Below are 26416 nucleotides of genomic sequence, written 5' to 3'. Positions count from 1 at the left end.
AACCCCAAAAAATCGATCTTCAGATCTATCGGTTGTTTGCGATCGCCAAAATCGCCTCGGTATCCAGAACACCCTCCAAATGTTTCGCCAGATCATCAAGCACCGCGTCGATCTGGTGCTCGTAGGCAAGGTCCGACACGGCCCCGAAGCCTTTCAGATAGGCTTTCCGAAAATCATCATCAGTGAAAAGCCCATGCAAATAGGTCCCGGCAATTCGGCCATCTGATGATTGGGCCCCGTCCAGTTTCGGAGTTCCGCCCGCATCACGGATGTGCAGGTATGGCCGGGCACAATCAGGCCCGGATGTGCGGCCGATATGGATCTCGTATCCTTTGACGCTGGCACCTGATGCCAGATGCTTGCCCTCAGCCTCGACAAGCGATTTATCCGGCGTCAGCACCGTATCGACATCTAGCAGCCCAAGTCCTTCGACAGTTCCGGCCGTTCCCTCGATGCCATCGGGGTCGGAGATGATTTTGCCGAGCATCTGATAACCGCCGCAAATCCCGAGAACATGGCCGCCCCGGCGCACGTGAGCCGCCAGATCAATGTCCCAACCTTGTTTACGGAAGAACGCCAAATCGCCAATGGTTGATTTGGTTCCGGGCAGAAGGACCAGATCCGCATCTCCCGGCAAGGGCGTTCCGGGCTGGATCAGCTCAAGCGAAACATCCGGCTCCATCCGCAGCGGGTCGAGATCATCGAAATTCGCAATCCGGGAAATCACCGGAACGACGATCTTGATCCCGCCCCTGCCCGCGCCGCTTGTAAGATCGAGCGCGTCTTCTGCCGGCAGTTTGTTGGCGTCTGCAAACCACGGCACCACGCCAAGGCCTTGCCAGCCGGTGCGTTGGGCAATCTCGCGCATGCCGTCATCAAAGAGGCTCGGGTCTCCGCGAAACCGGTTGATAAAAAACGCCTTGATGCGATCCTGCTCGGACGGCTCCAGCACGGCATGGGTCCCGACCACCGAAGCAATCACACCGCCCCGGTCAATGTCAGCACAAAGAACGACAGGCAGGTCTGCTGCCTCCGCAAACCCCATATTGGCAATGTCGCCTGCCCGAAGGTTGATTTCGGCAGGGCTGCCCGCACCTTCCACGATGACCAAATCGGCGTCTGATTGAAGTTTTGAAAAGCTTTCCAGAACCTTCGGCAAAAGCTCTGCTTTCTGCTTGCCATATTCGCGGGCGCGCATGGTGCCAAAACGCTTGCCCTGAACGATGATCTGCGCGCCGGTATCCGTTTCCGGCTTCAGGAGAACCGGGTTCATATGCACGGACAAAGGCACGCGGCAGCCCATCGCCTGCAGGGCCTGTGCCCGGCCGATCTCGCCGCCGTCAGAGGTGACAGCGGCATTGTTGGACATGTTTTGCGGCTTGAACGGGCGGACAGTCATGCCGCGATTGGCAAAAAGGCGGCACAGCCCGGCAACAATCAAGCTCTTGCCGACATTGGACCCGGTCCCCTGGATCATCAGAGCCGGTGTGCGGCGGCCAGTGCTGTGTGTCATCGGCTCACCGGCTCATCAACCGGAGGCGCGCCATATGGCCGGAATTCCTTCGGCACCGGGAGGTTGGCGAGTTTCAGTTCCAGAAGGAGCCGGATGGTTGGCCGGACACCAAAAAGGATCGAGCCGATCAGAAACAGCCAGGTTCCGGCATAAAGCAGGGTGTCGTAGAAGAAGAAAATGCTGCCGATCACGAACATGAGCGCTGCGAGAAACTCTACGATCGTCCGGTAGAGTTCGTACTTGCGCACGATCTCCGCATGGTCCGGGGACGCGCTGCGAAGGCTATGATCAAACAGCTTGCTCATTTCAAAGGCCCTTTTTGAAACACCGGAAGGTCATGTCCAACTGGGTTTTTGTCTCTCCGGTTTCAGCATATCCAAGGGATTTATAAAAGCGGTCTGCCGTGAGCGTGCTGGAGAGATGAGCCTCATCCAGACCGCGGTCGCGAAACATATCTTCAAGCGCCCGCATCAAGGTCTTGCTCACCCCGGTCAAACGCGCATCCGGGAGCACGTACATCAAGGGGATTTGCCCATTGGGTGTCCCCATCGCGAACCCGAGAATGCGTTTGTCCTGATCCTGGACGACAAACGCTGCCCCCGGACCATCGATCCAGCTTTCCACGTGCGGCGCGGTTTTGTTTTTCAGCCAGGCATTATAGCGATCAGGATTGTCGCCATGGTCAAGCCCGCAGAGCTCAATAATGGACGCGCGGAGCAGCAGCGCGATCTCGTGAGAATCCGCGCTGCTGGCGCGTGCAACTGTGTAAGGCATCGATCGGTCTTAGAACTCAATGCCTTCTTGCGGCTTCACGCCGGACCGGAACGGATGTTTGACCTGCGTCATGTCCGTGACAAGGTCGGCCACCTCCAGAAGTTCGTCCTTGGCGTTCCGCCCGGTGATAACCACGTGAACGTCTTCCGGCTTTTCATTCTTCAGAAAATCAACGACCTCGTTGATGTCGAGATAGTCGTAGCGCAGCACGATGTTGAGTTCATCACACAGGATCAGCCGAAAGTCTCCGGAGCGGATCATGTCTTTGGCAGCATCCCAGGCCTGTTGGGCCGCATCGATGTCCCGCTGCCGGTCCTGGGTTTCCCAGGTGAACCCCTCGCCCATCCGCTTGATGGTCACCAGGTCATCGAACCGTTCCAGCGCCATGCGTTCGCCAGTTTCGATCCGGCCTTTCACGAACTGGACAACGCCCACCTTGTGGCCATGACCAAGCGAGCGAAACACCATGCCGAACCCGGCCGTCGACTTGCCCTTGCCCTTGCCGGTGTGAACGATCACAAGGCCCTTTTCGATGGTCTTGGTCGCCATGATCTTGTCGCGCGCGGCTTTTTTCTTGCGCATTTTTTCCGCATGGCGCGCGTTGAGTTCGTCTTCCGTAAGCTCGGGTTTATCCGTATCGGCGGTCATGGTGTGTCTCCCGATTATTGTGTTTTGTTCAAATCATTCAGTGCAGCATGGGTCGAATTGCGCCGCGGTGTCCAGAGGCCGCGATCCAGCGCCTCTTGAAACCGTGCCAGCATTTCCTGATAGCCTGCCGGATTCGTGTCTTGAAGAAAATCGCGCACGACTTCATCGTCCAAATAGGCCTCATAGAGCTGATCAAAATGATGATCGCCAACTGCCCTGGTCGTTGCGGCAAATGCAAAGAGATAGTCGAGCGTTGCCACCATCTCGAACGCGCCTTTGTAGCCGTGACGCATCACGCCCTTGATCCATTTCGGATTGGCGGCCCGGCCGCGCACGACACGGCCGATTTCCTCTGACAAGGAACGCACCACCGGACGTTCGGGGCGCGAATGGTCGTTGTGATAGATCTTTGGCGCGTCGCCTTTGAGATGCTCCACCGTTGCCGCAAGACCGCCTTCGAACTGATAATAATCATCGCTGTCGAGAAGGTCATGCTCCCGGTTGTCCTGATTGTGCAGAACCGCATCAACGGAGGCTAGCCGGCCCTCCAGCTCACCGCGGGCCTGATCACCCGACGCACCGCCGCCATAGGCATAGCCGCCCCAGGTCAGGAATGCTTCGGCAAAATCACCGCGCTCATACCAGATGCCTTCATCGATCAGCGCTTGTAGGCCGGCTCCATAGGCTCCGGGCTTTGAACCAAACACCCGGAACCCGGCCCGGCGCCGGGCCTCATCTGGCGACAGGCCAGCGGCGGCCAACTTGGCAGCTTCCCGTTTCATACGTGCAGCAACGGGATTGGCATCCTCAGGTTCTTCCAATTGACCGACAGCCCGTACAGCGCTGTCAAAAAGGTCCATCTGATGTGGGAAAGCATCGCGGAAGAAGCCCGAAACCCGCAAGGTCACATCGATCCGCGGGCGGCCGAGCTCCGACAATTTCAGGATTTCAAAGCCTGTGACGCGGCCAGAGGCAGTCTCCCAGACCGGTTTGGCGCCAATCAGCGCCAGTGCTTGCGCGATATCATCGCCGCCCGTGCGCATGTTGGCCGTGCCCCAGCAGGTCAAAACCAACGATGCCGGCCACTCGCCTTCTTCCTGAAAATACCGCTCGGCCACCAGCGAGGCCGATTGCTGGCCAAGACGCCAGGCTGTTTCTGTCGGAACAGCACGCACATCGACGGAATAAAAGTTCTTACCCGTTGGCAAAACATCCGGCCGGCCACGAGACGGCGCACCGGAAGGCCCCGGTTTCACGAAACCGCCATTCAGCGCGGTTAGGACAGCGTCCAGTTCGGACTTTCCGGAACCGGTCACCGACGGGCGGATCCGTTCTTCGATTTCGGAGAGCACCGCCTGCACTGCAGACCAGCCTGAAGGCGAGACTATATCGCCCACGATAATTTGTTGTGCGAGCAGTTCAAGCCGCTCAACCGTATCGCCATTTGAGCGCCATGGCGCATCAGAGAGACTTGCCAGAACATCCGGCTTTGGTCCGATCCAAGGTGCTGCAAAATCACAATTGAGCGGGTCAAATTCGGAAAAGCCCAAGTCCTCTGAAAGCACCCGCTGCAAGCTGTTTTGGTGCGCCTCCCCACCGCGCGGGACCCGCACCAGCGCAGACAGCAGATCGGTGAGGAGATCGCCTTCCGGGCTCTCGCCCAAAATATGCAAGCCGTCGCGGATTTGAAGTTCTTTCAGATCACACAAATGCGCATCAAGCCGGGCAAGACGGGTGTCTTCATCCATCTCGTCGGTGATGCCAATGTCCTTGTCGAGACCGTGCCTGCTGGCCGCATCCAGAATGTCCCGGGTCAGCGCCTTGAGCCGCCGAGGATCGACACCGCTTGCGAGGTAGTACTCATCGAGCAGGGTCTCCAGTTCCTCGGCAACGCCGTGGCTTTCGGCCCGGGTGAGCGGCGGGGTCAAGTGATCAACGATTACAGCGGATGTGCGGCGCTTTGCCTGCGCCCCCTCACCCGGATCATTGACAATGAACGGGTAGATGTTCGGCATCGGGCCAAGCACGGCTTCCGGGAAACAGTTTTCAGACAGCGCGAGCGCCTTGCCTGGAAGCCACTCCAGATTTCCGTGCTTGCCGAGATGGATCACCGCATCAGCGCCAAACTCCCGGCGCAACCAGATATAGAACGCGAAATAATGGTGCGGCGGCACCAGATCTGGATCGTGGTAAGTCTCTTTGGGATCAATATTGTAGCCACGTGCAGGCTGAATGCCAACCACCTGATTGCCGAACCGGTGCAGCGCTAACCGGAACGCACCGTCAATCACATGTGGATCGTCTTGCGGCTTGCCCCATCGATCCTCAACGGCTGTGCGGACCGCCTCCGGCAGTTTGGCAAATTCGGTAGCATAAGCGGTAAGTAACAGCTGCTCATAGCTCGCCTTCTCCTGCCTCTGCGCAAGGGCGTTGGTCACGCCGGACGTTAATACATCCATCAGGTCCGCAGACGTTTCCGGGACGTTGCCGACATCATATCCGGCCTTCTTCATGGCTTTGAGCACGGACACGCAGGAGGCCGGCGTATCAAGGCCGACCCCGTTGGCAAGACGGCCATCCTTGTTCGGATAGTTTGCCAGGATCAGCGCGGTCTTTTTGTCTTTTGCCGCACCCCGGCCAAGACGGGCCCAGTTGGCGGCTAGGTCGGCCACGAACCGCATGCGATCCGGCACAGGGGTGAATTTCACGGGCGTCGATTGCGTCGCTGGGTCAAAAACCCCCTCTTCCTTGAAAGACACAGCCCGGGTCAGCAACCGGCCGTCGATTTCCGGCAACACGACATGCATGGCAAGGTCGCGGATCGACAGGCCTTGATCGCTCTCCTCCCAGCCCTCTTTGGACGAAGACGAGAACACCACCTGAAGGACGGGTTTGCCCCATTTGTCGAGCGGCGTCGGCTGGTGGTCGATCCCGGCCTTGGAAACCGCAAAAGCGGTCCCGTTCAAAACGACATCCGGTTTTGCTTCTTCAAACAACGCATCCAGAACAGCTATGGATTCTGCTTCCTTGAGACTGGAGACAAAGACCGGCAGCGCATTGACACCTGCCTCTGCGAGTGCGGATACCAAAGCATGGACAGGCGCGGTCTGGGACCCTTGCACCAGCGCCCGGTAAAAGGTGATCGCAGCGACAGGAGCTGTCGGGTCTGCCCAGGTTGATCTCAAGATTTCCAGACCCGGCGCGGTATGACCGGGCAGATAAACACCGGCTCTTGGCAGAGGAACCGCATGCGCAGGCTCTTCGGCAAGCCCGATCAGGTGACCGGCAAACCGCAACGCATTGGCGTAATTTGCAGGCCCGCCCTCAACAAAGTAGCGCCACATCTGACGCACATCTTCTGTGTTGCGCGTCGAATGGCTGGTGAGAGCATCATCCCATTTGTCGTCACCAGGTATGACGACAAGATCAATGCCACTGGCGCGCGCCTCTTCAACAAACCGCTCTAATCCGTAGCGCCAGTATTCGACACCACCGAGGACACGCAAGATCACAATCCGGGATCCGCGGACCGTCTGCTCCGCATAAAGGTCAACCGAATACGGATGCGACAGAGCAATCAGGTTCGCAAGACGGAGGCTTGGCGCATCCGCCCCCAAGCCGGACTGTGCCGCCGCCAGACTTCCGAGTTCGGTATCGGCCGCGGACAAAAACAGAATATCGGCAGGCTGCTGGCCGAGGTCGACGGCATCGCCCCCATCATCAATCCGGCGCGTCTGGCTTGCGAGAATGTGCATCTGGGTGGTTTCTCGTTCTTATATCATCTCATGGATAGACCATGAGACCCGTCTACACTTTTCAGGGCGAAAAGGCTTTCAATGAATTGCCGGATAACGCCCGGCAACTCCAGCATTTGAGGGTCTTTGAAATCACTCAGCTGCTTCTGCAAGACCCGATAGAGCGCCGCGCACCGCACCCAAATCGAAACCCTTGAGCCCGATCACCACCAGTTTCCCAGCGCTCTCCGCACCTGAAGCAAACCAGGTCTCGACCCTCGGGCCCACCGCCTGAACCATGGCCGGCGCGGCCTTGCCATCCACCTGAACGGCCCCTTTGATCCGAAGAACACCTTTCAATGCCATGGCCTGAAGCACCTTCGCCTCAGCTTCCTTCAGCGACGCAAAGACCGGCGCCTCAATCACATGGCTTTCAAAGTCATCGTGGTGATGATGATCATGATGGTGGTCGTGATCGTGATGATGATCATCATGGTCATGGTGGTGGTCATCATCATCATGGTGGTGATGGTGATGCTCATGGCGGGAGGCCATGTCATCCTCAGCCGCTGAGCCGCGGCCAAGCAGAACCTCGATCGGCAAAGTGCCTTTCTCAGATGCAACGATATGCACCGCCGGGCGGACCTCTGCTGCGATCTTTTCTTGAACGCCCGCAAGAATATCGGCCGCGACCAAATCGGCCTTGTTCAGCACCACAAGATCCGCGCAGCGCAGCTGATCATGGAAAAGCTCCTCAACCGGGCTCTCATGATCCAGCGCTTCATCCGCAGCGCGCTGGGCTTCCAGCGCCTCCTCATCCAGAGCGATCCGCCCTTCGGCAAGCGCGGCTGCATCCAGGACCGTAACGACGCCATCCACAGTGACTTTTGGTTTCACCGATGGCCACGAAAAGGCCCGGACCAGCGGCTGCGGCAAGGCGAGACCGGATGTTTCGATGACGATATGCTCCGGCGGGTTCTCGCGCGCGAGCAGCATTTCCATGGTCGGCAGAAAGTCATCGGCAACCGTGCAGCAAATACAGCCGTTGGTCAGCTCCACAACTTCTTCTGCCGAACAGCTCGGGTCCGCACAGCCGTTCACCAGCGATCCGTCAAATCCCATATCGCCGAATTCGTTGACGATGAGCGCAATCCGCTTGCCGCCGGCATTCTGCAAAAGGTTGCGGATCAGGGTCGTTTTTCCCGCGCCAAGAAAACCGGTCACGATGGTTGCCGGGATTTTCTGACCAGGCTTAAGCTTAGAAGAAGTCACAATCCGATCTCCGGTTGATGCGAGGGTTTGAGAAGAAGCGGCTGTCCAGCGGCGACGAATACGACCTGATGGCACACTGAGGCGATATCCTGGTTCAAGCGGCCTTGCGCGTCCCGGAACGACCGCGACAAGCGGTTCTCCGGCACGATCCCCATGCCGACTTCGTTGGAGACAAACACACACGGCCCGGCTAGCCCCCTGGTGGCTTCAATCAAGCGCGCCGTTTCCGCAGCTATGTCCTTGTCGGAAAACATCAGGTTGGACAGCCAAAGGGTCAGGCAGTCAACGAGGAGTACCCGATGCGCGGCATTTTCGCGGCTCAGCACACCTGCGAGATCCAGCTGCTCTTCAATGGTAATCCAGGAGGGCCCGCGTTGATCCTTGTGACTGGCAATACGGTCCGCCATCTCGTCATCGAAAGCGGCACCTGTTGCGACATACACCCTTTCCAGGCTACTTCGAGCTGCAAGCCTTTCTGCAAAGGTGCTTTTTCCGGACCGGGCCCCGCCGAAAACGAGGGTAGACCGGCCATGGTCAGACTGCGTCACATGTGCCTCCCAGCCGTCCGCCCGACAGCCTTGCGGTTAAACTTTGTCGACGGCCGGTCTCCTGGCTCGCGGTTCCTTATGACCAGCACCCCTTCCCGGTCACCTTGAGAACGATGCTCAAAGATCTCCAGTGGGTCATGTGCCAGCACTCGCCGCTCACAGTTGCGGGGGCAGCTCCGGATCAATCCTCTCTGAGGACTTACCGAATTCCCGTTTCATCCGGGCTGGATCACTCCAGCACCAGAACCGTCTGTTTCCTTCCTAGCTGGAACCGCCAGCCCGCACAAGCCGGAGTGTTTAAGGCGGCAAGTCTTCTAGTCCATATGTTTGACCGCAAATTGCCATGGCCGGTCGGAAAACGCAGCGTTTTGAGTTCCGTCTTGGCGGCAATGCGGAAATACGACCGGTGAAGCGCACCTGTTAAAAACCGATAGACACAACTAGGCGTCTGAAAAATTTATAGTTTTCCACATACCTGACGAAAAAATAACGATGGAATGAAAAAAACGCATTTCAGGGCTTGGCAAATGGATAAGGGCTGCGTTATACGCATCTCCATCGACGGGGGCGGTCAAGCACTGCCCCGGCACGGTGATCCCTGATAGCTCAGTTGGTAGAGCAAGCGACTGTTAATCGCTGGGTCGTAGGTTCGAGTCCTACTCAGGGAGCCACTCTTTCCCAGAAAATATGAATGTAAACAGCTCGACGCACAATCGGTCATCAGGCACGTCCGCGATTGGGTCTTGAGCGTTCGAAAACACAAAAATCAAGGACTGACGGAAACCGCCAGCCCCGCCCTGCCATTGACTGCCGTCGATCAGTCCAGGTTCACCTTATACTCAGCTTTCAATTCCGCGACCTTGTCAGCGTTTTCGGACATCCAAGAATTAAAGTCCGCAATCAACTCCGGCTTTGTTGTCGTACTGGCATAATAGTAGTCGCGGGTATGCTTGAGATCAGGGTCGAACGCTAGCGCGTTCGGCTGCCCCATTTCCCCCAGCTGGTGCTGAATGACCGCTACGTTGGCATAAGCAGCATCGATACGGCTGTTTATGGCTTGTTTGATCAGACCATCCAGGGATTTCACTTCCGACAACTCAACGGCCCCGGAGGAGGTCAGATCGATCCAGGACCACGGCGTAAAGCCGCGCACGGTACCCAATTTCTTGACCGACCCCATTCCTTTACCGACATTGCCCGGCGTCACAGAGACCCCATCGATGTATTCGACCACCTTGTCGGAGTAGACCACCGGCTTGCCATCCTTCAAATCCGCGGACCAATAGGCATTGTCCGGATATTTGATATCGACCGTTCCTTCGACCAGGTTTTCCATCAAGCGCTTGATTGGATACGCCTCATATTTCAGCGTGTGTCCGTTATCCGACGCCCACGCATCCAGCAGCGCCCGTCCGAAACCACCATACTCCCCGCCTTCCATGGTGTAATGCGGGTAGTAGGTTAGATCTTCAACGCCAACAATTACAGTATCCGCCAACGCAACAGATGAAAGTGAAACACCCCCAACCAAAACAGCATGAATTGGTAGTAATTTTACGAATGACTTAAGATCTGCGTATTTCATGTTCCCTTACCTTTCTTGGCAAATTATCTGGAACTTGGTCTCACAACGTAATTGAGAACCCAATGAATTACGCATTTATTAATTCATATTTGGAAACAACTTTAAATTCCTTCTCGTAATTTTTGATAATCACTCCAGAAAGACAAAAAATTGGATAGGACGACACACCTTAACCTTCCGCAGAGGCAAGAGTGACCAATGCTCATATTAATTTAATTCAGAAAGAAGCCTGCCGGTTTTCTGCTCAAAAACAGGCCTTTTTTCGTTGCCAATCTGCAACAGACTCGCCAGACCGCCGACTTTATCCGCAATACTTACAATGAAGATAACATCACGTCAGCGTGATTTTTCTTGCACTGAGGCGATTAAGACACACTTATTAACGGAAAGTAGCCAGAAACAAGCAGTTTTGTGATGTTTATTACACCCATTCACCAGATTGTGGTGCGATAATGGCAAAATAGTGGCTGCGCATATAGGGGCGCGTTCACGCTAAAAGACGAAAAACAAAAGGAATTTGGTCAAGAAGTCCAAAACGGACCAGGATCACAAGGCCCCAAAGCGCGGTAAATTGAGTTGTATTAGCCTTGGGAGGCGATCATGCAACGGAATACCAAAGCAGGAGCGTTTGCGCTTGGCCTCATCCTCGCGTTTGCGGGAAGCGCGGCAGCCAGTCCTTTGCCGCAAGAAACGATTACTCTGCCAGAAGATAGCCTTGAGGTAACAGTCGCGTCTGCGAGCCTGGATCAAAAAGATCCGCTTGAGAGTGAACTGACCATATGGGTCGGAGAAGTGAACTTGAACGGCCGCGACGTCGTTTGGGTCGAGCTGATCGATTCCTATGGTGAAGTGATTTACGATTCTGAAGTCAGCACCAACGAAACCCATCTGTTGCCGGATGGACGCGCGGTCGTGGTCAATGCGCTGGATCCGCAGACTATGGTCGCGCAGAAGGATGAATCCCGTCTCGTGACCGAAGGGGCACTTGTCGTGACCCGGCGGGTCATCAACGATGGTGGCAACGCTGCGGCGGTTGAATTGATCGAAACATCGGACGAGCCCGTTCGGAAGGGCACGATGCTCGAAATCGCCGACTTCGGCCAGACAGTTTGGGAACGCGTTGTTGCATTCTTCAACGCAGCCACAAGTCAGGTAAAGGTCGCATGGACCTGGCTGGTCGACACGCTTCAAGCCTGATCGCCATAGTCCCCGCGAACAGGTTGATGCGGTCCGCTCGTGAGAGCGGGCCGCGCCCCCTTGGCCACGCAAGAGTAACCCGAACTTACACTCTTTGAAAAACTCCGCCGCGAACCGCGGCGGGTTGTCTCTTCATTTTCAACACACCTTTGCCTCGAATTGAATTTTCATAGGAAATTCATTGCCCTGCGTGATCCGCACTTTAAACTCCTCCGTAGACGGTCTTGAATAGCAACTGACCAACCGACTGGGCTTCCCAACGCTGGGATTTAGGCGGCCCTGCCAAGCCAAAGGATTTAACATGCGGATTGCCGTCATCGGCTCGGGTATTTCCGGAAACAGTGCTGCATGGGCACTTAACAGCCACCACGATGTTGTTCTTTACGAGAAAAGAGACCGTCCAGGTGGCCACAGCGCAACGGCCGATATCGACTACGACGGCACCCCGATGAGCGTCGACACGGGCTTCATTGTCTATAACGAACTTAATTATCCGAACTTCACAGCCCTACTTGACCACTTGGGTGTTGCAACCGAGATCAGCGACATGAGTTTTTCGCTGTCAGCGGACCGGGGCAAACTGGAGTGGTGTGGCGACGGGCTCAACGCCGTGTTCGCGCAACGCAAGAACATCGTCTCGCCGCGGTTCTTGAAAATGCTCCGGGACATCTTCCGCTTTAACAAACAAGCCGTCGCAGACTTGAACTCAGGTCGGCTTGCGGGCCAAACCCTCGGTGGCTATCTGGAGGCGGAGCGCTATTCCAGCGGTTTCATCAACGATTATCTGCTTGCCATGGGGGCTGCCATCTGGTCGACCCCGATCAACGAGATGCGCGCCTACCCGGCCGAAAGCTTCGTGGCGTTCTTCGACAATCACCGTCTTCTATCCTTCGACCGTCAGCTGTGGCGGACGGTCTCCGGTGGCAGCCGCAACTACGTGAAGAAGCTGACTGAGCCGTTTGCAAAAAAGATGCGTCTTGGCAGCCCGGTTGCGGAAATCCTCAGAACAGATGGAAAAGTCGTTGTTCGTGATGAGACCGGTCATACCGATACATTCGATCACGTCATCCTGGCCAGCCATACCGATCAAAGCCTTGCCATGCTCGGCGATCCAAGTGCGGAAGAGCGGGAGATACTGAGCGCAATCCGATATCGCCCGAACGAGGTGTATCTGCATCGGGACGAAAGCCTGATGCCCAACAAGAAGAAGGTTTGGGCATCCTGGAACTACATGTCGGATCGAGAAGCGGGTGAAACACGCGATGTGACGGTTTCCTATTGGATGAACCGGTTGCAGAACCTTGACCGCTCCAAGCCGGTCTTTGTCACGCTCAATCCGTTTCAGGCACCGAGCGAAGACAAGACCTTCGCCAAATACATCTACGACCACCCGCAATTTGATGCCAAAGCCCTGGCGGCCAAGCAACTGCTCAGCAAGATCCAGGGTGTGAACAACACCTGGTATTGCGGCGCATGGAACGGTCATGGCTTCCACGAGGACGGATTGGCATCCGGTCTCAACGTGGCCAAGGCACTGGGTGCTGTCCTGCCGTGGGAGCGTGAGCGTCAAGAGCCTGTGATGCTGGAAGCCGCTGAATGACACCCGCACCTGCCACAAACAGGATGTCGGATAATGGCTCCGCGCCGGAAGCTGCGGCAGCGCTTTACAATGGCGCTGTCATGCACCAGCGCATGAAACCAAAACAGCACCGGTTCTCTTATGACGTTTTCAATCTTCTGATCGATATCGATCGGTTGAAAGAAGCCTCAAGATTGAGTTGGATGTTGTCAGTCAACCGGTTCAACCTTCTCTCGTTTCATGAAAAAGATCATGGCCCGCGAGACGGAAGCTCGTTGAGACAACACATTGACAGCTTGCTGGAGAAAGAGGGTTTGGAGCGGGGCCACCGGGTTGTGCTACTCGCCTATCCCCGGCTTTTGGGGTATGGGTTCAATCCGCTCAGCGTCTACTATGCTTATGATAAGGACGATCGGCTGACCGCACTCGTCTATGAGGTCCGCAACACCTTCGGCGGTCTTCATACCTATGTTGGGCCGGTGCGTGACGGGCAAATCAGCGATGCCGGTGTTCGCCAGGACCAGCGCAAAGAATTCTACGTATCACCGTTTATCAGCATGCAGCAGCACTATCACTTTCGAATGCTGCCGCCAGGCAATGCGGTGCGGGTCCGGATCCTGGAGACGGACGAAACCGGCCCCTTGTTGTCAGCAACCTTTTCCGGCACGCAGGAACCCTTGACCACATGGTCTTTGATGCGCGCTTTTGCGCGGGTTCCGCTTTTGACCTTCAAGGTGATGGCCGCCATTCATTGGCAAGCCTTTAAAATCTGGCGCAAGCGTGTACCATTTCATCCGCGGCCTGCGAATGATGGTCGAGACGACAGCGCGGGCCGGAGCACAGCTTCGGAACTTTGGCAAGAAACAACAAACAACATTTCAAGGGGTTCGGCATGAATGGGCCTATTGTGTTGTCCGAGGACAATCTCCGCACGCAACTCAAAGGAACGCCGCGGCTTGCGCGCATGGCGGCAAACCTAGCAATTAAGATCCGCTATGGAACGCTCGACATCACTTTCCCGGACGGGCGCATGTTCCGGATCAATGGAACGGAACCTGGGCCAGATGGCGTTCTGAAAATCCATAACTGGAAATTTTTCACCATGGCCGTCAAAGGCGGCGATGTTGGTGTCGGTGAAGCCTTCATGGCTGGCTATTGGTCATCTCCGGATGTCACGACATTCCTGGAGATTTTCGCGCTCAATCAGGCGTCCACTTTGGAGGCCTTGCGTGGTCGCCCGCTGACCCGTCTGTTGTTGTCACTCCGTCATTGGCTGAATGCGAACACAAAACGTGGCTCCAAGCGCAACATCTCGGCACACTACGATCTGGGAAATGCGTTCTATCAGGAGTGGCTCGACCCGTCGATGACCTACTCCTCTGCAATCTTCAGCAATGAAACCAACAGCCTGGAACAAGCGCAAGCTGAGAAATACGCGTCACTGGTCCGGCAGACCGGGATCGAACCTGGACACTCCGTTCTGGAAATCGGCTGCGGTTGGGGCGGCTTTGCAGAGCACGTCGCCAAAACAGTCGGGGCGAACGTCCGAGGCCTGACAATCTCTCGCGAGCAGTATGATTACGCCAGAGAACGGATCTTCAAGGCCGGTCTCAACGAAAAAGTCGAAATCGTCTTCCAAGACTACCGCGATGAAAAAGGTGTTTATGATCGGATTGCCTCGATCGAAATGTTCGAGGCTGTCGGCGAAAAATACTGGCCGACCTACTTTGAGAAGGTGTCGGACTGTCTGAAGCCGGGCGGCAAGGCGGGTCTCCAGATCATCACGATCCAGGATCAGATGTTCGAGGACTACCGATCGGGCACCGACTTTATTCAACGCTACATTTTCCCTGGCGGCATGCTTCCGCCTCCCGGAAAACTGGCAGAGATCGGCAAATCCCTTGGCCTTGATCTGAAAGATCAAAAAATCTTCGGGCAGGATTACGCGCGGACGCTTTTGGAATGGCGGCAACGTTTCCGCACCGCCTGGCCGCAAATCCGTCCGATGGGTTTTGACGAACGGTTCAAACGGCTGTGGGAGTTCTATCTGCACTACTGCGAAGCCGGTTTCCGCGCAGGCAACATCGACGTCAGGCAGCTGGTTTATGAAAAGGCGACCTGACTCGGTCTGTTGAGCCTACTTAAAACCAAACAAGCGGTGCAGCTCCATGCTGCACCGCTTGTTTGCATTCATAGGCATCTTCGCTGGTTGCCGACCTTACCGGAATTCAGGTCGTTACTGTCGAGGGTCACCTTTGAGAATGGCCGTTTGTGCAAAGGGGCCTACCGATCCATGTCCGGCGGCTTACGCCTTGCCCTTCTGATCCCATCCGGTCGTCTTGCGGACCAGTTTGTAATAGAGGTTGAACGGTAAAAACTGGATTGCTTTCAACTGGCGAACAAACGCCTTTGGAAAAGAGATCTCAAAGTGCTTCCGGTCCTGAAGTCCGTCGATGATCCCCCTGACAGCCTCTTGAGGCGAAATCAGGTGCGGCATCGGGAACGGATTTGATTTGGTTGCGGGTGTGTCGACAAATCCCGGGCTGATGACTTGCAGACGAATTCCGGCCCGCTCGAGATCAAACCGAAGGCTTTCCGCGAAATTGAACAGCGCAGCTTTGCTGGCCCCATAGGCAGCAGAGGTTGGAAGACCGCGATAACCAGCAACCGATGACACGATAGCGATCTGCCCCTGCCCTGCCACCTTCATCACATTGATAGCTGGCAGAACGACGTTCACCGTGCCCATCAAGTTCACGTCGAACGTTTTCCGGTAGGCTTCCGCGTCGCCGTCGAGGCCATCTTGAGGCAGATAGATCCCGGCGTTTGCAACGACCAACGCAAGCCCGTATTCGGCCGCGATAGACGCGCAGTGCGCCGCCATCAGTGGGGTATCGCCGACATCGCCAGCATAAACCTGAATGGAACCAGAAAAATCAGATGCGGCGTCTTTAAGCTCCGCCAATGCATCTTCTGAGCGCGCTGTGACTGCCACCGTCCAGCCGGTCCGCGCCATCTCCAACGCCAGTTCCCGGCCAATGCCAGAACTTGCGCCTGTAATCCAAACAGCCCCGTCGGACGGGGCTGCTACATAACTTACTATGGGCAATGATGTCTCCTTAAGTCTCTGCTATCTATACGCAAAGACAGGAGAAATGGTTTGATTACCCGCGCATGAAAGGCGCGAACCAGCGGCCAACCGGCCCGGTCAATTCCAGGCGCCCAGCGGTCACTGCAAAGCAAATGCAGTCATCGCCGTCGTCCGCAATCGGGCGATGGTCCACATCGTCGTCGGCGAAGGCAACGTCGCCAGTCACATAGTGACCATCGGTGTCCTTAAAGCCGCCCTGGAGAACAAGGGTGAGTTCAGTCCCGTGGTGTGTATGTGACGGCATTGCGCGCCCTGCGCGGACCCAGATGAGGCTGGCATCGCAGCCATCAATCTCGCCGAGTTTGCATTCTTTCACGCCAGGAAGAAGTGTTTTCCAGGCAACGTTGTCCATCGACGGGCCGATAATCGAACGGAGCGACTCGGGAACACGGCTATCACTCTCGCACGTGCGCCTGGGGGCTAGGTCCCGGATTGGCTCTTCACTCTCAAAAATCGCGGCCAAGGCAGAATCGCGATCTGCAAATTCAACAGGATCACTATCAGCGATCCCCGTGCTGGCAAGAGTCTCAAGAGAATGGACATAGCCCCGGTTCTGGCCGCTCAATTCCAAGTGAGCACCAATCAGAGCTTGAGCCGGATACGTAAGTGTTCCGGCTGCGTATCCAGCCAACAACTCATCCATTCCGGTCACGTGCTTTTCCATCTCGTATCTCATGCTTACCTTTTGCTTCCAGAGTACAGTTCGCCTACGGCCTGATTCAGCATCTGGATCATTTGCAAAACTAAATAAGCCGAATTTTCCTCGGGATCTAGGGGATCTGAAGAACAACTCAGCCAGTACTTTTAATGAAAACGCTTACAGCGCCAAAAATATCGATTTTAATATGTAGCAATCCGCAGTTAAAGACTTACATTGCTTGCTTGATAAGACCTATCGGTGCCATTAGCGTCGGCGCTGAACGCGTTATGAAATCTATGGAACAGCGCTCCGCTGTCCACTCTGTCGGGATCAATTGAATGTCTGTGTCCGCATCTGTCGTCGATGCCATCGGTAATACGCCGCTTATCCGCCTTAAGGGCCTGTCCGAAGAAACCGGTTGTGAGATTTTCGGCAAGGCCGAGTTCATGAACCCGGGACAATCCGTCAAGGACCGCCCGGCCCGTCAGATGATCCTGGAAGCCGAAGCACGCGGTGATCTGAAGCCCGGCGGTGTCATCGTTGAAGGGACTGCGGGGAACACCGGCATCGGCCTTGCGCTGGTTGCAAGTGCGCGCGGATATCGAACCGTAATCGTTATTCCGGAAACCCAAACCCAGGAAAAGAAGGATATGCTGCGCATGTGCGGCGCAGAGCTTCTTGAAGTTCCGGCAAAACCCTTCAAAGATCCGAACAATTACCAGCACGTGGCGCGCCGCCTTGCTGAAGAGACGGCCAAGACCGAACCAAATGGTGTTCTCTTTGCGGATCAATGGAACAATTTGGACAATCGCAAAGCCCACTATCTGACAACGGGTCCGGAAATCCTTGCTCAGACAGACGGAAAGATTGACGGGTTCATTTGCGCCGTCGGCTCCGGCGGAACCCTTGCTGGCGTTTCAACGTATCTGCGCGAGCAGAAGCCGGGCATTACGATAGGATGCGCCGACCCGCTGGGCGCAGGCATGTATCACCTCTTTAAAGATGGCGAAGCAAAGGCCACCGACGGCGGTTCGATTGCAGAAGGCATTGGACTTGGCCGTTCAACGGTGATTGTCGGCGATATCAAGGTCGATCATCCCTATGCTATCCCGGATGAAGAAGCGCTGCCGCTTGTCTTTGATCTTGCCGAAAACGAAGGACTGCTGCTCGGCGGCTCGTCTGCGATCAACCTTGCTGGCGCAAGGCGCTTGGCAAAGGAAATGGGTCCGGGCCACACGATCGTGACCATCCTCTGTGACCATGGCACCCGCAGCCAATCGAAACTCTATAATCCAGAATTCCTGCGGGCCAAGAACTTGCCGGTGCCCGGTTGGCTTGAGCGGACAGTCGACCTGAAACCGCCCTTCGCATAACTTCCAATGAGGAGGAGACCGAGCCGGTCCAGTCATGTCGACCCATGATCCTGCACTTCAAACCGGCATTGCCGATACAAGGCGCGTGATCCAGGATGCTGCCACGGACATAACCGTCGTTGATATGGTGGCAAACAACCTGGGTCTGGTCGCAGGTGCGCTTGCGGTTGTTTACATCACAGCGATTATTTGTGCGGTTCGCGAGATTATGTACTCGCGCACCTCACAAGGTTCGGTTGCTTGGCTCCTGTCTCTGTTTTTCATCCCATATGTCACTGTCCCGCTGTATTTTGTGTTCGGCTGGCGGTCCTTTTCCGACTACGCGAAAATTCAAATTACACTTGGCCGCAGCGAACGAGCGCGCCGGGCCGATGAACTTGGTCTCACAGACCACGACGAAACGCGGGATTGGCCCGTGCTTTCCCGTGTTGCCGGCGTGCCGTTTCTTGCAGGCAACACTTCCGAACTCCTGATCGACGGCGACGCAACCTTCACAGCGATCAAGGACGGGATCGCCCGAGCCGAAAGCGTTATCTTCTTTCAGTTCTTTGCAATACACGATGATGCCCTTGGCCGGGAAATGGCCGATGCGCTAATCGCGCGAGCCAAGGACGGAGTGGAGATTTACTTCCTCTATGATGATGTCGGGAGCCACTCGCTCTCCAATAAATACATCGAACGCCTGACGGACTCGGGTATCAAGGTTTGCGGCTTCAACGAAAATCACAAATTCCTGCGGGTTTTGGGGCCAATGCGGCTCAACTATCGAAACCACAGAAAACTGGTGGTGATCGATTATCGCGAAGCATTTGTCGGCGGCCATAACGTTGCGGATCAATATGTCGGGCGGAGCAAACGGTTTGGCCATTGGCGCGACACCCATGTGAGGATAGAAGGGCCGGCAGCGGTCGCCTGCGCCTTGTCATTTGTGGAAGACTGGCTCTGGGCGAGCGGCAATCACATCGATCTGCCGCAGGTGAGCGAAATTCCCATGCCGGGCGATGAGTCCGTGCTGGTGATGCCAACAGGTCCAGCTGACAAGTTGGAAGAATGCGCAATTGCTTTTGTTGAAGCCGCAGCGCAGGCAAAATACAGACTTTGGATCACAACACCTTATCTGGTGCCTTCTTTGGATGTGCAAACAGCACTTGCCGCAGCCGCTATGCGCGGGGTCGATGTCCGCATTCTCCTACCGGAAAAACGCGACCACTGGACAGTCTGGCTCGCCAGCCATGCCTATGAGGATACGCTCGTCCAGAGAGGCGTTAAGATCTATCGGTACACGGATGGCTTCCTCCATCAGAAGGTGACCTTGCTTGACGATGATCTGGTGTCCATCGGCACGGTGAATTTCGACAACAGGTCCTTCCAGATCAACTTTGAACTCACGCTCTGGTTCACCCATGAACGGCTGATTACAAAGGTGGAGAAGATGCTTGAAGAAGATTTCGCGCATTCCCGCCTCACCTGGCCGGATGCTTTCCAGTCGCGCAGTTACATTTTCCAGGTTCTCGCCCAAGGCGCCCGGCTGTTGTCTCCGATCCTGTAAAGTCAAGCACACTGCACGAAAACCATATGACCCTGTTTATGCCGCATTGCAGCACTAACCTCTGATTTCAGGGAGGACACTTTCATCGCCGGAAAACCGGCAGACACAGAGGGTCCTTACATGAACGACAACTTAGCTGTTTCTCATCCCGGCATCAGACGACTGTGGCAATCTGACCGCGACAGGCTCACCGAACATTTTCAAAGACTTGACAGCGACACCCGGCGGCTGAGGTTTGCCGGAAAAGTCAGTGACGGTTTTGTCGATCAATATGCCGAATCCCTTCTTTCAGCCGGCGCAATAGGGTATGGCGCTTTTCCTGATCACGAGTTGCGTGGAATGGCGGAACTGCGCGAACTGCAAAACAGTTGGCCGCGCGCAGCCGAACTTGCGCTTGTCGTTGAACGGGACTGGCAAGAAAAAGGCATCGGTAAAGCCCTGTTCAATCGGATGATCGGCGCGGCCCAAACCAGACAGATCAAGACCATCCATATGCTGTGCCTTCTTGAAAACACCCGCATGAGACACCTTGCGAAACTGCATGATGCGAACCTTGCGATCGACAGCGGGATCATGGAGGCCACATTGTCCGTCGCACGTCCCTCACCACTCGCGTTTCTGGAAAAGCTTTATGGCGACCCTTGCAATATTCTGAGAGCGACAATTCGCGTGGGCGTCTAGGCCGCGTCGACCGCTCTCACCAAATATGCTTTGACACCGACAGAGTGATAAGGTGTTGTGCGGTCATCTAACGCCTACGCTTTGGTGTCCAATGCCCGACTTTCTGCCCTCTTTATCGGTTCTCGCAGCTTTTACGGCCGCGGCTATGGTCCTGACAATCACACCAGGGCCGGACATGACCCTGTTCATGAGCAAAACGCTCACCCAGGGACGCAAAGCCGGGATTGCGGCGGTCCTTGGGGCTACGACCGGGTTGATCATCCACACGATCCTCGCAGCTATTGGCATTTCTGCGCTTCTTGCAGCCTCTGCGACAGCATTTACAGTGCTGAAGTTTGTCGGCGCGGCGTATCTGATTTGGCTTGCTATACAGGCTCTCAGAAAAGGCACTTCCCTCACCCTTGAGGCCGCAGAAAGCAAAACCCAGCCGTTCCGCCGGGTCTGGCTGCAGGGGCTTGGGGTGAACATTCTCAATCCGAAAATAGTCCTGTTTTTCGTGACCTTCCTTCCGCAATTCGTGTCGGCAAGCGACCCGCATGCAACTGCAAAACTTCTGTTTTTCGGTGGCTATTTCGTTCTGCTCGGGATGCCGATTTGTGTGCTGATGGTTTTAGGCGCTGGCGCGTTCTCACGTTTCCTAAAGTCATCGCCAGCGTTCATGCGCGCATTCGACTGGCTGTTCGCCGGGATCATGGGAACCTTCGCACTGAAGCTGCTGGTCGCAAAGGCAAACGCCTGAACGGTTTCGCGCGACTTTTCACCCCAAAACCGGATTGACCCATTTCTCCGGCTGTGCACTCTTGGGCAAAATCAGTTTTCTTCCAAGGAGTTGCTTAGATGACCACGCCCCTCTTCCGCGATGATGCCTATTTGCGCAGCTGCGAAGCGGATGTTGTGGCGGTGAACGAGCGTGGCGGCATCGTCCTGGACCGAACTGTGTTCTATGCAACTGGTGGCGGGCAGCCCGGAGATACCGGGTATCTGGAGCTTGATGACGGTGCCCGCATCGAGATTGCAACGACCGTTTATGACGCGGACAAGAAAACGATCGTCCACGTGCCGGCAGAGGAACAGACACTGCCGGAGCCGGGCACAAAACTGACGGCCCATATTGATTGGGCGCGCCGCTACCGGTTGATGCGAATGCATACGGCGCTTCATCTATTGTCGGTCGCGCTGCCCTTTCCGGTAACCGGAGGACAAATCGGCGACGGGGAAGGCCGGCTCGATTTCGATATGGGCGACACGGCGCTCGACAAGGAAAAAGTCGCCGAGAAACTGAAGGAACTTGCGGGCGGCGATCATGATGTCGCGTTTGAGTGGATCACCGATGAGGAACTGGACGCGAACCCTGGGCTTGTGAAAACGATGTCCGTTCAGCCGCCGCGCGGTGCCGGCCGGGTACGGCTGGTCCGGATCGGTGGGGATATTGATCTCCAACCATGCGGAGGCACCCACGTTTCGAAAACTTCTGAAATCGGCCCTCTGGAACTCGGCAAAAGCGAGAAAAAAGGCAAACAGAACAGACGGGTTCGGATTCGCCTCGCCGATTGAGACTGTTTGGGAGGATGTGCCATGAAACTATCCGGCAGTTGCCATTGCGGCGCCATTCACTTTGATGTGGAGAGCAAGACGCCCTACCCTTACATGCGCTGTTATTGCTCGGTCTGCCGGAAGACAACCGGTGCCGGCGGTTATGCGATCAATCTGATGGGCGAAGCTGAGAGCCTTCAGATCCACGACCCGCATAAAGTGAGAAAAGTCTATCAGGCGGAGTTCGAGACAGGTTTGAGCCCCGCTGAGCGCTCGTTCTGCGGACGGTGCGGCAGCCATCTCTGGCTTTGGGACCCGCGGTGGCCTGGCCTTGTTCATCCGCTGGCAGCTGCCATCGATACGGCGCTGCCGAAACCACCTGAGACTGTACATATCCTCCTGGAGAGCAAACCAGACTGGGTTGAGGTTGCTCAAGGACCCGATCAGGCCCATTTCCAGGAATATCCGGAGCTTTCCATCGAAGACTGGCACAAGCGCCACGGCCTTTACGAAAACAAGGACACCTCATGACCTATCATCCGCTTGTCTCGACAGACTGGCTGGCCGATCATCTGGATGCACCGGATGTGGTTGTCGTCAATGCCTGGATGCCGCCGGTAACGACGCCGGACGCCAAACCGGTCTATCCGGATAGCCATATCCCGGGCGCTGTGTTTTTTGACGTCAATGAGATCTGCGACAAGAACAGCGACCTGCCGCATATGCTGCCGGCCCCGCACGTCTTTTCCTCCGCCATGCGCAAGCTCGGGATCGGGGATGGCCAGACCATCGTCGTTTATGATGACTTTGGCTTTTATTCCGCGGCCCGTGTCTGGTGGACATTTCGGACGTTTGGCGTTGAAAACGTCTATGTTCTGGACGGCGGCATGCCTAAATGGCAGGCCGAAAACCGGCCAGTCAACGATGATCCTGTCCGGCGGCCGGAACGCCACTTCTCGGCACGGCTCGACCACAGCGCTGTTGCCAATCTGTCTGCTATCAAAGCCTTGAGCGCATCCGGAAACGGGCAAATTCTCGATGCCCGGTCTGCCGCCCGATTTGCCGGAGACGCTCCAGAGCCGCGTCAGGGTTTGCGCAGCGGACATATGCCGAATGCGCTGAACCTGCCATTCACGGACCTGATTTCCGAAGACGGCACGTTCAAACAACGCGACGGCCTGGAGCAGGCCTTCAAAAACGCCGGCGTCGACCTGTCCCGGCCGGTCACGACCACCTGCGGGTCCGGTGTCACCGCCGCCATCCTGACCCTCGCACTCACAGTTCTCGGAACCCGGGACGTAAGCCTTTATGACGGGTCCTGGTCTGAATGGGGTGCGCGCGACGACACGGACGTTGTTACTGGTCCGAACTAGGATATGGGCTGAATACGCTGGGGCCAAATCGCGCCGCCGCATAACCGGAACGATCTTAGGTCCGGGGCGCTGCGAGCAACTTGTCTTTGGGAATCGTAGCGGTGTGGTGCTTTCCGCCAACCCGGATCAGAAAGTCGCCACGTGTTCCCTGAAGATGGTGTCCGGGCCAGATCTCCAGACCATTCATGAGATCGCCCTTCGGATGACGTTTCTGGACCTCACGGCGGGTCGATCCAGCGATGCGCGTCCGGCCCATACCGAAGACGTCACACATAGCACCTCTTGAAAGCAGATGCGCCTCTGCACCGTGAAGCCGGCGCGAGACATACCCGTTCAAGTGCAGCCCGATTGCTTCTCCAATCTTCCGCGCTTTTGCCGGATCGTGCCCTTGGGAGACAAGAAGATCCTTGCTGCGCTTTGCACCATGAACGGTGAAACAACAAGCGCCCGGATGAACCGGGCGGTCCTTGGCCATTCCAAGGTCGTGGAGCATCGCCGCCGAAAACAGGATTTCCCGGTCAACATCGATCTTCTTATAGCCCGCAAGGCACATCGCCCAATAGTAGGTCCGCCAGCTGTGTTCCAGAACATCTGTTCCAAGTTTTTCTGAAGCAAGCGCCTCACTGTCGGATACCAGCCGGGTTTGGAGCGGCAACAAGCCTTCAAGATCGGCCCCATAGGCATTCATCAGACCCAATTTGTCTGACGCCTGGTCCAATGCCTGCAGCAGGCTCATCCGAGCCATGTTTCCAATGACTGTAACCTTCTCGGCCCGCGTTAACCGGCCTTCACTGAACGCACCTTTTCTCTCGCCCCAGGCCAGAGATCCCATAATTGGCGCCTTGCGTTTTGTTTGACAGATGGTGGTCATATCAGCTCCTCTATTTATTTGTACCGTATCGCATAAAAATAGACAGGTCGAGTTTTTTATGCGAAGCGTTACAGAATGATAAAGGAACGAAAACGCGGCCGTCCCCGGTCTTTCGATGAGACCGCAATTCTCGACAAGATCATGCAGGTCTTTTGGGAGCACGGTTATTCAGCCACGAGCCTCGACCAGATAGCTGAGGCAACCAACCTCAACCGACCGAGCCTTTATGCTGCCTTTGGCAGCAAAAAAGACATGTATCTGAAGGTGATAAACCGCTTTGCCGACATGATGCAGGCACACCTGTCAGCAGCGGGTGACTTCGATGGCTCATTGAACGCGCGGTTCAAGGCAATCTTATCTGCTGCAATCGATCTCTACACCGGCAAGACACCAGTGTCCGCCTCGAGGTTTGGCTGCCTTGCAATCTCCACCCTCCCGGCCGAGACGACCCAGGATCCAGAGTTTGCTGATGCCTTGAACAAGGTGATGGGCCGAATGGATCGCGGTTTCGCGCGCCTTATAGAAGCCGGGAGCAAAAACCGCTTTGAGACAGAAGAGGCCGCTCAGATTGGCCAGCAGTTTGCGGTGATGCTCCACGGCATCTCAGTTCGTGCACGCGCGGGCGAAAACACAAAGTCCCTGAAAGCCCTGGCTGGAAACATGGTCGACCGGCTCTTGCCCGAGGATTCCGGCTGATGCACTCAACGGGCGCACTGCGCGCTATCAACAGCCCTGACCAATCAGTGTTGTTTCCTGAGCTCATGTTCCAGTTCGTAAGGTCTCAAAGAAGTTTTTGATCTCATCGGAAATCACAAAAACGCTCGTGTTCATCCGGTCAGCCGCGGTTTTGAAATTCACGGCTGCTCGGTCCGTTGCCACAACCGCATGCCCAACACCTTCGATGTTCTCCTCAAGGGTCTGCGCACCGTTCGCAACGGTTTGGACACTGTGTGAAATTTCTTGGGTCGCAGCGCCCTGCTCTTCAACGGCTGCCGCAATGGAAGATGTCATTTCGTCAAGCTGTTTGACCACTTCAGCGATGGACTGAATGGATCCAACCGCCCCATCAGTCGATTCCTGAATTTCAGAGACCTGCTGACTGATTTCTTCTGTCGCCTTGGCCGTCTGTTGTGCAAGTTCCTTGACCTCGGCAGCGACAACAGCAAAGCCTTTTCCCGCATCCCCAGCCCGTGCAGCCTCAATGGTCGCATTGAGCGCCAAAAGATTGGTCTGTTCCGCGATTGCCTGGATCAACCCGACCACATCACCGATCTTTTGCGCAGCGCCTGCAAGGCTGGCCACCTGGTCGCTCGACCTTTCGGTTCCGGCCGACGCCTCGCTGGCAATTCTGGACGCACCAACAATCTGCTTCGAGATCTCCTGGATGGAGCTGGACAACTCTTCCGTTGCCGCTGCGACCGTTTGCACACTGTCACTGGAATCCTTCGACACGGTTTCCGCGCTTGAGATTTGGTCCTGTGCATCCCGGGAGACGCTTTCAAGCTGAGCAGCCTCGCTAGTCACAATCCGGGCGCCCTCATCGGCATCCTTCAGTGGCTTTTCTATTTTCTCCCGAAACTGCTCGATCGCTCTGTTCAACTTGTTTGCCTGCTCAGCCCGCTCCAACAACAGTTGTTCTTCATAAGTTGAAATGGCCAGATCCATGTCGAACATGACCGCCGCGGTAACGTGTTCCAGAACATTACCAAGGTCGGTAAAGGACGTCCGGTATTTCTTGACCAGATGTTTGTGTAGGCGTGTCAGGACAAACTTGTAACCAGCAATATACCAGCGGGGCTCGAGACCAATCCGGCAATGAATGTGCCCAATCCGGTTGATGCTTTCCTGATAGTCCTTGTCAAAACCGCTCAAGAAGAGTTTTTCCCAGTGGCTCTTTTGCGCACCCACCAGGCGCGGCTGCTGATCGCCGACCATGTTGGCCATATGAGGCTCAGCCTTTATGTGCGCATAAAAACCGGCAAGCAATTCATCCAGAGCCGGCTGAATAACCGGCCATGTTTTCTTCAGTGCCGAGATGGTTTTGGAATCAATTTCTGCAAATTTCAGACGATGATCAAAATCGGTTTCAGACATGGCAGCCCTCGCAACATACTGCCGTTAGGTCATATTGAAATGCTAAACATATTATAAATTGCAAACCACCTAGAAATAACTACCAATAGTTTCAGCAATTTTCGTTACTTTTCGCATACGCAGATCTACCAAGACAGGCTGAATAATGCCTATTTTGTAGTCACTTAAATAAGTTTAGATGGACGATTCGCGGTCGTTTTGGAGCCTATTTTTGGGTTCTTCAGAAACGTTGGTTTGGCATTTCACGACAAAAGATAAAAAAATCCCAGACGATAAGTCCGGGATTTCCAAGAGTGTGTTT

The 26416-nt window shown here is 55.7% G+C and carries 24 protein-coding genes, 1 tRNA gene and 1 riboswitch; of the genes, 13 read left to right on the top strand and 12 right to left on the bottom strand.

The genetic code is table 11. The annotated features are described in order from the left end of the window. Positions 1-25: 25 nt before the first annotated feature. From RBB44_RS15930 to cobU, 7 genes are all read right to left on the bottom strand, one after another. Positions 26-1513: a cobyric acid synthase gene (locus RBB44_RS15930; RefSeq protein ID WP_306148663.1), complete on the bottom strand. Its 1488-nt coding sequence runs from the start codon at positions 1511-1513 to the stop codon at positions 26-28. Continuing rightward, positions 1510-1818, bottom strand: coding sequence for a YrhK family protein (locus RBB44_RS15925; RefSeq protein ID WP_306148662.1), 309 nt, complete (start codon positions 1816-1818; stop codon positions 1510-1512). Before RBB44_RS15925 ends, RBB44_RS15930 begins: the two co-directional genes overlap by 4 nt. A 1-nt stretch (position 1819) precedes the next feature. Then, positions 1820-2287 (bottom strand): GNAT family N-acetyltransferase, encoded by a 468-nt coding sequence (locus RBB44_RS15920; protein ID WP_306148661.1) that lies wholly within the window; start codon positions 2285-2287, stop codon positions 1820-1822. 9 nt (positions 2288-2296) lie between these two features. Then, complete coding sequence (gene cobO / locus RBB44_RS15915; protein WP_209177940.1) at positions 2297-2935, bottom strand: cob(I)yrinic acid a,c-diamide adenosyltransferase; 639 nt, start codon at positions 2933-2935, stop codon at positions 2297-2299. A 14-nt stretch (positions 2936-2949) separates the two neighbouring features. Beyond that, entirely contained in the window at positions 2950-6690 is a 3741-nt protein-coding gene (gene cobN / locus RBB44_RS15910) for a cobaltochelatase subunit CobN (RefSeq protein ID WP_306148660.1), read from the bottom strand. 132 nt (positions 6691-6822) lie between these two features. Continuing rightward, on the bottom strand, positions 6823-7941 hold the full coding sequence (cobW, locus tag RBB44_RS15905) for a cobalamin biosynthesis protein CobW (RefSeq protein WP_306148659.1): 1119 nt from the start codon (positions 7939-7941) through the stop codon (positions 6823-6825). Beyond that, on the bottom strand, positions 7938-8489 hold the full coding sequence (gene cobU, locus RBB44_RS15900) for a bifunctional adenosylcobinamide kinase/adenosylcobinamide-phosphate guanylyltransferase (protein WP_306148658.1): 552 nt from the start codon (positions 8487-8489) through the stop codon (positions 7938-7940). The genes cobW and cobU overlap by 4 nt, the downstream gene beginning before the upstream one ends. 33 nt (positions 8490-8522) lie before the next feature. Continuing rightward, a riboswitch (cobalamin riboswitch) is annotated at positions 8523-8755 on the bottom strand. A 329-nt stretch (positions 8756-9084) separates the two neighbouring features. Here cobU and RBB44_RS15895 point away from each other — a divergent pair. After that, positions 9085-9160, top strand: a tRNA-Asn gene (locus RBB44_RS15895). Positions 9161-9306: 146 nt separating this feature from the next. Here the strand turns inward: RBB44_RS15895 and RBB44_RS15890 are convergent. Continuing rightward, the gene (locus RBB44_RS15890; protein WP_306148657.1) at positions 9307-10074 is read right to left on the bottom strand and encodes a transporter substrate-binding domain-containing protein; all 768 of its coding nucleotides are present in this window, start codon (positions 10072-10074) and stop codon (positions 9307-9309) included. 600 nt (positions 10075-10674) lie between these two features. Between RBB44_RS15890 and RBB44_RS15885 the strand changes: the two genes are divergently transcribed. From RBB44_RS15885 to RBB44_RS15870, 4 genes are all read left to right on the top strand, one after another. Further along, positions 10675-11271, top strand: a complete 597-nt coding sequence (locus RBB44_RS15885) for a hypothetical protein (RefSeq protein WP_306148656.1) — start codon at positions 10675-10677, stop codon at positions 11269-11271. A 301-nt stretch (positions 11272-11572) separates the two neighbouring features. Next, positions 11573-12871: an NAD(P)/FAD-dependent oxidoreductase gene (locus RBB44_RS15880; RefSeq protein WP_306148655.1), complete on the top strand. Its 1299-nt coding sequence runs from the start codon at positions 11573-11575 to the stop codon at positions 12869-12871. Continuing rightward, positions 12868-13746 (top strand): DUF1365 domain-containing protein, encoded by an 879-nt coding sequence (locus RBB44_RS15875; protein WP_306148654.1) that lies wholly within the window; start codon positions 12868-12870, stop codon positions 13744-13746. Before RBB44_RS15880 ends, RBB44_RS15875 begins: the two co-directional genes overlap by 4 nt. Then, on the top strand, positions 13743-14972 hold the full coding sequence (locus RBB44_RS15870; protein WP_166672640.1) for a cyclopropane-fatty-acyl-phospholipid synthase family protein: 1230 nt from the start codon (positions 13743-13745) through the stop codon (positions 14970-14972). Before RBB44_RS15875 ends, RBB44_RS15870 begins: the two co-directional genes overlap by 4 nt. 183 nt (positions 14973-15155) lie before the next feature. Here RBB44_RS15870 and RBB44_RS15865 read toward each other — a convergent pair whose 3' ends face one another. Beyond that, positions 15156-15953 carry an SDR family NAD(P)-dependent oxidoreductase gene (locus RBB44_RS15865; RefSeq protein ID WP_306148781.1) on the bottom strand — a complete coding sequence of 266 codons (798 nt, stop codon included), beginning with the start codon at positions 15951-15953 and terminating at the stop codon, positions 15156-15158. A 61-nt stretch (positions 15954-16014) separates the two neighbouring features. Continuing rightward, complete coding sequence (locus RBB44_RS15860; RefSeq protein WP_306148653.1) at positions 16015-16665, bottom strand: ChrR family anti-sigma-E factor; 651 nt, start codon at positions 16663-16665, stop codon at positions 16015-16017. A gap of 314 nt (positions 16666-16979) precedes the next feature. On the opposite strand from RBB44_RS15860, the gene RBB44_RS15855 reads away from it, so the two are divergent. The 7 genes from RBB44_RS15855 to sseA all read left to right on the top strand — a co-directional run bounded on the left by RBB44_RS15855 (position 16980) and on the right by sseA (position 23150). Further along, positions 16980-18014 (top strand): cysteine synthase A, encoded by a 1035-nt coding sequence (locus tag RBB44_RS15855; protein WP_306148652.1) that lies wholly within the window; start codon positions 16980-16982, stop codon positions 18012-18014. A 34-nt stretch (positions 18015-18048) separates the two neighbouring features. Then, positions 18049-19563 carry a cardiolipin synthase gene (cls, locus tag RBB44_RS15850; protein ID WP_306148651.1) on the top strand — a complete coding sequence of 505 codons (1515 nt, stop codon included), beginning with the start codon at positions 18049-18051 and terminating at the stop codon, positions 19561-19563. Between the two features lie 120 nt (positions 19564-19683). Continuing rightward, positions 19684-20244, top strand: a complete 561-nt coding sequence (locus RBB44_RS15845) for a GNAT family N-acetyltransferase (RefSeq protein ID WP_306148650.1) — start codon at positions 19684-19686, stop codon at positions 20242-20244. A 91-nt stretch (positions 20245-20335) separates the two neighbouring features. After that, complete coding sequence (locus RBB44_RS15840) at positions 20336-20983, top strand: LysE family translocator (protein WP_306148649.1); 648 nt, start codon at positions 20336-20338, stop codon at positions 20981-20983. A 98-nt stretch (positions 20984-21081) separates the two neighbouring features. Then, positions 21082-21798 carry an alanyl-tRNA editing protein gene (locus RBB44_RS15835; RefSeq protein ID WP_306148648.1) on the top strand — a complete coding sequence of 239 codons (717 nt, stop codon included), beginning with the start codon at positions 21082-21084 and terminating at the stop codon, positions 21796-21798. A gap of 21 nt (positions 21799-21819) precedes the next feature. Then, positions 21820-22308, top strand: coding sequence for a GFA family protein (locus RBB44_RS15830; protein WP_306148647.1), 489 nt, complete (start codon positions 21820-21822; stop codon positions 22306-22308). Next, on the top strand, positions 22305-23150 hold the full coding sequence (sseA, locus tag RBB44_RS15825; RefSeq protein WP_306148646.1) for a 3-mercaptopyruvate sulfurtransferase: 846 nt from the start codon (positions 22305-22307) through the stop codon (positions 23148-23150). The genes RBB44_RS15830 and sseA overlap by 4 nt, the downstream gene beginning before the upstream one ends. Positions 23151-23205: 55 nt before the next feature. Here the strand turns inward: sseA and RBB44_RS15820 are convergent, their stop codons facing one another. Continuing rightward, the gene (locus RBB44_RS15820) at positions 23206-24021 is read right to left on the bottom strand and encodes an HD domain-containing protein (RefSeq protein WP_306148645.1); all 816 of its coding nucleotides are present in this window, start codon (positions 24019-24021) and stop codon (positions 23206-23208) included. Positions 24022-24096: 75 nt separating this feature from the next. Here RBB44_RS15820 and RBB44_RS15815 point away from each other — a divergent pair, with 75 nt between their 5' ends. Then, on the top strand, positions 24097-24717 hold the full coding sequence (locus RBB44_RS15815) for a TetR/AcrR family transcriptional regulator (RefSeq protein ID WP_306148644.1): 621 nt from the start codon (positions 24097-24099) through the stop codon (positions 24715-24717). Positions 24718-24780: 63 nt separating this feature from the next. Here the strand turns inward: RBB44_RS15815 and RBB44_RS15810 are convergent, their stop codons facing one another. Beyond that, the gene (locus RBB44_RS15810; RefSeq protein WP_306148643.1) at positions 24781-26115 is read right to left on the bottom strand and encodes a globin-coupled sensor protein; all 1335 of its coding nucleotides are present in this window, start codon (positions 26113-26115) and stop codon (positions 24781-24783) included. Between the last annotated feature and the right edge of the window lie 301 nt (positions 26116-26416).

The sequence above is a fragment of the Roseibium sp. MMSF_3247 genome (assembly GCF_030733765.1).
In the GTDB taxonomy this organism is placed as follows: domain Bacteria; phylum Pseudomonadota; class Alphaproteobacteria; order Rhizobiales; family Stappiaceae; genus Roseibium.
The sequence above is the reverse complement of the archived record's forward strand: the minus strand, read 5'-3'. Positions and strand labels throughout refer to the sequence as shown.

Bases quoted from the DNA above. Each gene is read 5' to 3' on its own strand.
- RBB44_RS15930 (WP_306148663.1), bottom strand. From the start codon at position 1,513: ATGACACACAGCACTGGCCGCCGCACACCGGCTCTGATGATCCAGGGG.
- RBB44_RS15925 (WP_306148662.1), bottom strand. From the start codon at position 1,818: ATGAGCAAGCTGTTTGATCATAGCCTTCGCAGCGCGTCCCCGGACCAT.
- RBB44_RS15920 (WP_306148661.1), bottom strand. From the start codon at position 2,287: ATGCCTTACACAGTTGCACGCGCCAGCAGCGCGGATTCTCACGAGATC.
- cobO (WP_209177940.1), bottom strand. From the start codon at position 2,935: ATGACCGCCGATACGGATAAACCCGAGCTTACGGAAGACGAACTCAAC.
- cobN (WP_306148660.1), bottom strand. From the start codon at position 6,690: ATGCACATTCTCGCAAGCCAGACGCGCCGGATTGATGATGGGGGCGAT.
- RBB44_RS15890 (WP_306148657.1), bottom strand. From the start codon at position 10,074: ATGAAATACGCAGATCTTAAGTCATTCGTAAAATTACTACCAATTCAT.
- RBB44_RS15885 (WP_306148656.1), top strand. From the start codon at position 10,675: ATGCAACGGAATACCAAAGCAGGAGCGTTTGCGCTTGGCCTCATCCTC.
- RBB44_RS15880 (WP_306148655.1), top strand. From the start codon at position 11,573: ATGCGGATTGCCGTCATCGGCTCGGGTATTTCCGGAAACAGTGCTGCA.
- RBB44_RS15875 (WP_306148654.1), top strand. From the start codon at position 12,868: ATGACACCCGCACCTGCCACAAACAGGATGTCGGATAATGGCTCCGCG.
- RBB44_RS15870 (WP_166672640.1), top strand. From the start codon at position 13,743: ATGAATGGGCCTATTGTGTTGTCCGAGGACAATCTCCGCACGCAACTC.
- RBB44_RS15860 (WP_306148653.1), bottom strand. From the start codon at position 16,665: ATGGAAAAGCACGTGACCGGAATGGATGAGTTGTTGGCTGGATACGCA.
- RBB44_RS15855 (WP_306148652.1), top strand. From the start codon at position 16,980: ATGTCTGTGTCCGCATCTGTCGTCGATGCCATCGGTAATACGCCGCTT.
- cls (WP_306148651.1), top strand. From the start codon at position 18,049: ATGTCGACCCATGATCCTGCACTTCAAACCGGCATTGCCGATACAAGG.
- RBB44_RS15845 (WP_306148650.1), top strand. From the start codon at position 19,684: ATGAACGACAACTTAGCTGTTTCTCATCCCGGCATCAGACGACTGTGG.
- RBB44_RS15840 (WP_306148649.1), top strand. From the start codon at position 20,336: ATGCCCGACTTTCTGCCCTCTTTATCGGTTCTCGCAGCTTTTACGGCC.
- RBB44_RS15835 (WP_306148648.1), top strand. From the start codon at position 21,082: ATGACCACGCCCCTCTTCCGCGATGATGCCTATTTGCGCAGCTGCGAA.
- RBB44_RS15830 (WP_306148647.1), top strand. From the start codon at position 21,820: ATGAAACTATCCGGCAGTTGCCATTGCGGCGCCATTCACTTTGATGTG.
- sseA (WP_306148646.1), top strand. From the start codon at position 22,305: ATGACCTATCATCCGCTTGTCTCGACAGACTGGCTGGCCGATCATCTG.
- RBB44_RS15820 (WP_306148645.1), bottom strand. From the start codon at position 24,021: ATGACCACCATCTGTCAAACAAAACGCAAGGCGCCAATTATGGGATCT.
- RBB44_RS15815 (WP_306148644.1), top strand. From the start codon at position 24,097: ATGATAAAGGAACGAAAACGCGGCCGTCCCCGGTCTTTCGATGAGACC.
- RBB44_RS15810 (WP_306148643.1), bottom strand. From the start codon at position 26,115: ATGTCTGAAACCGATTTTGATCATCGTCTGAAATTTGCAGAAATTGAT.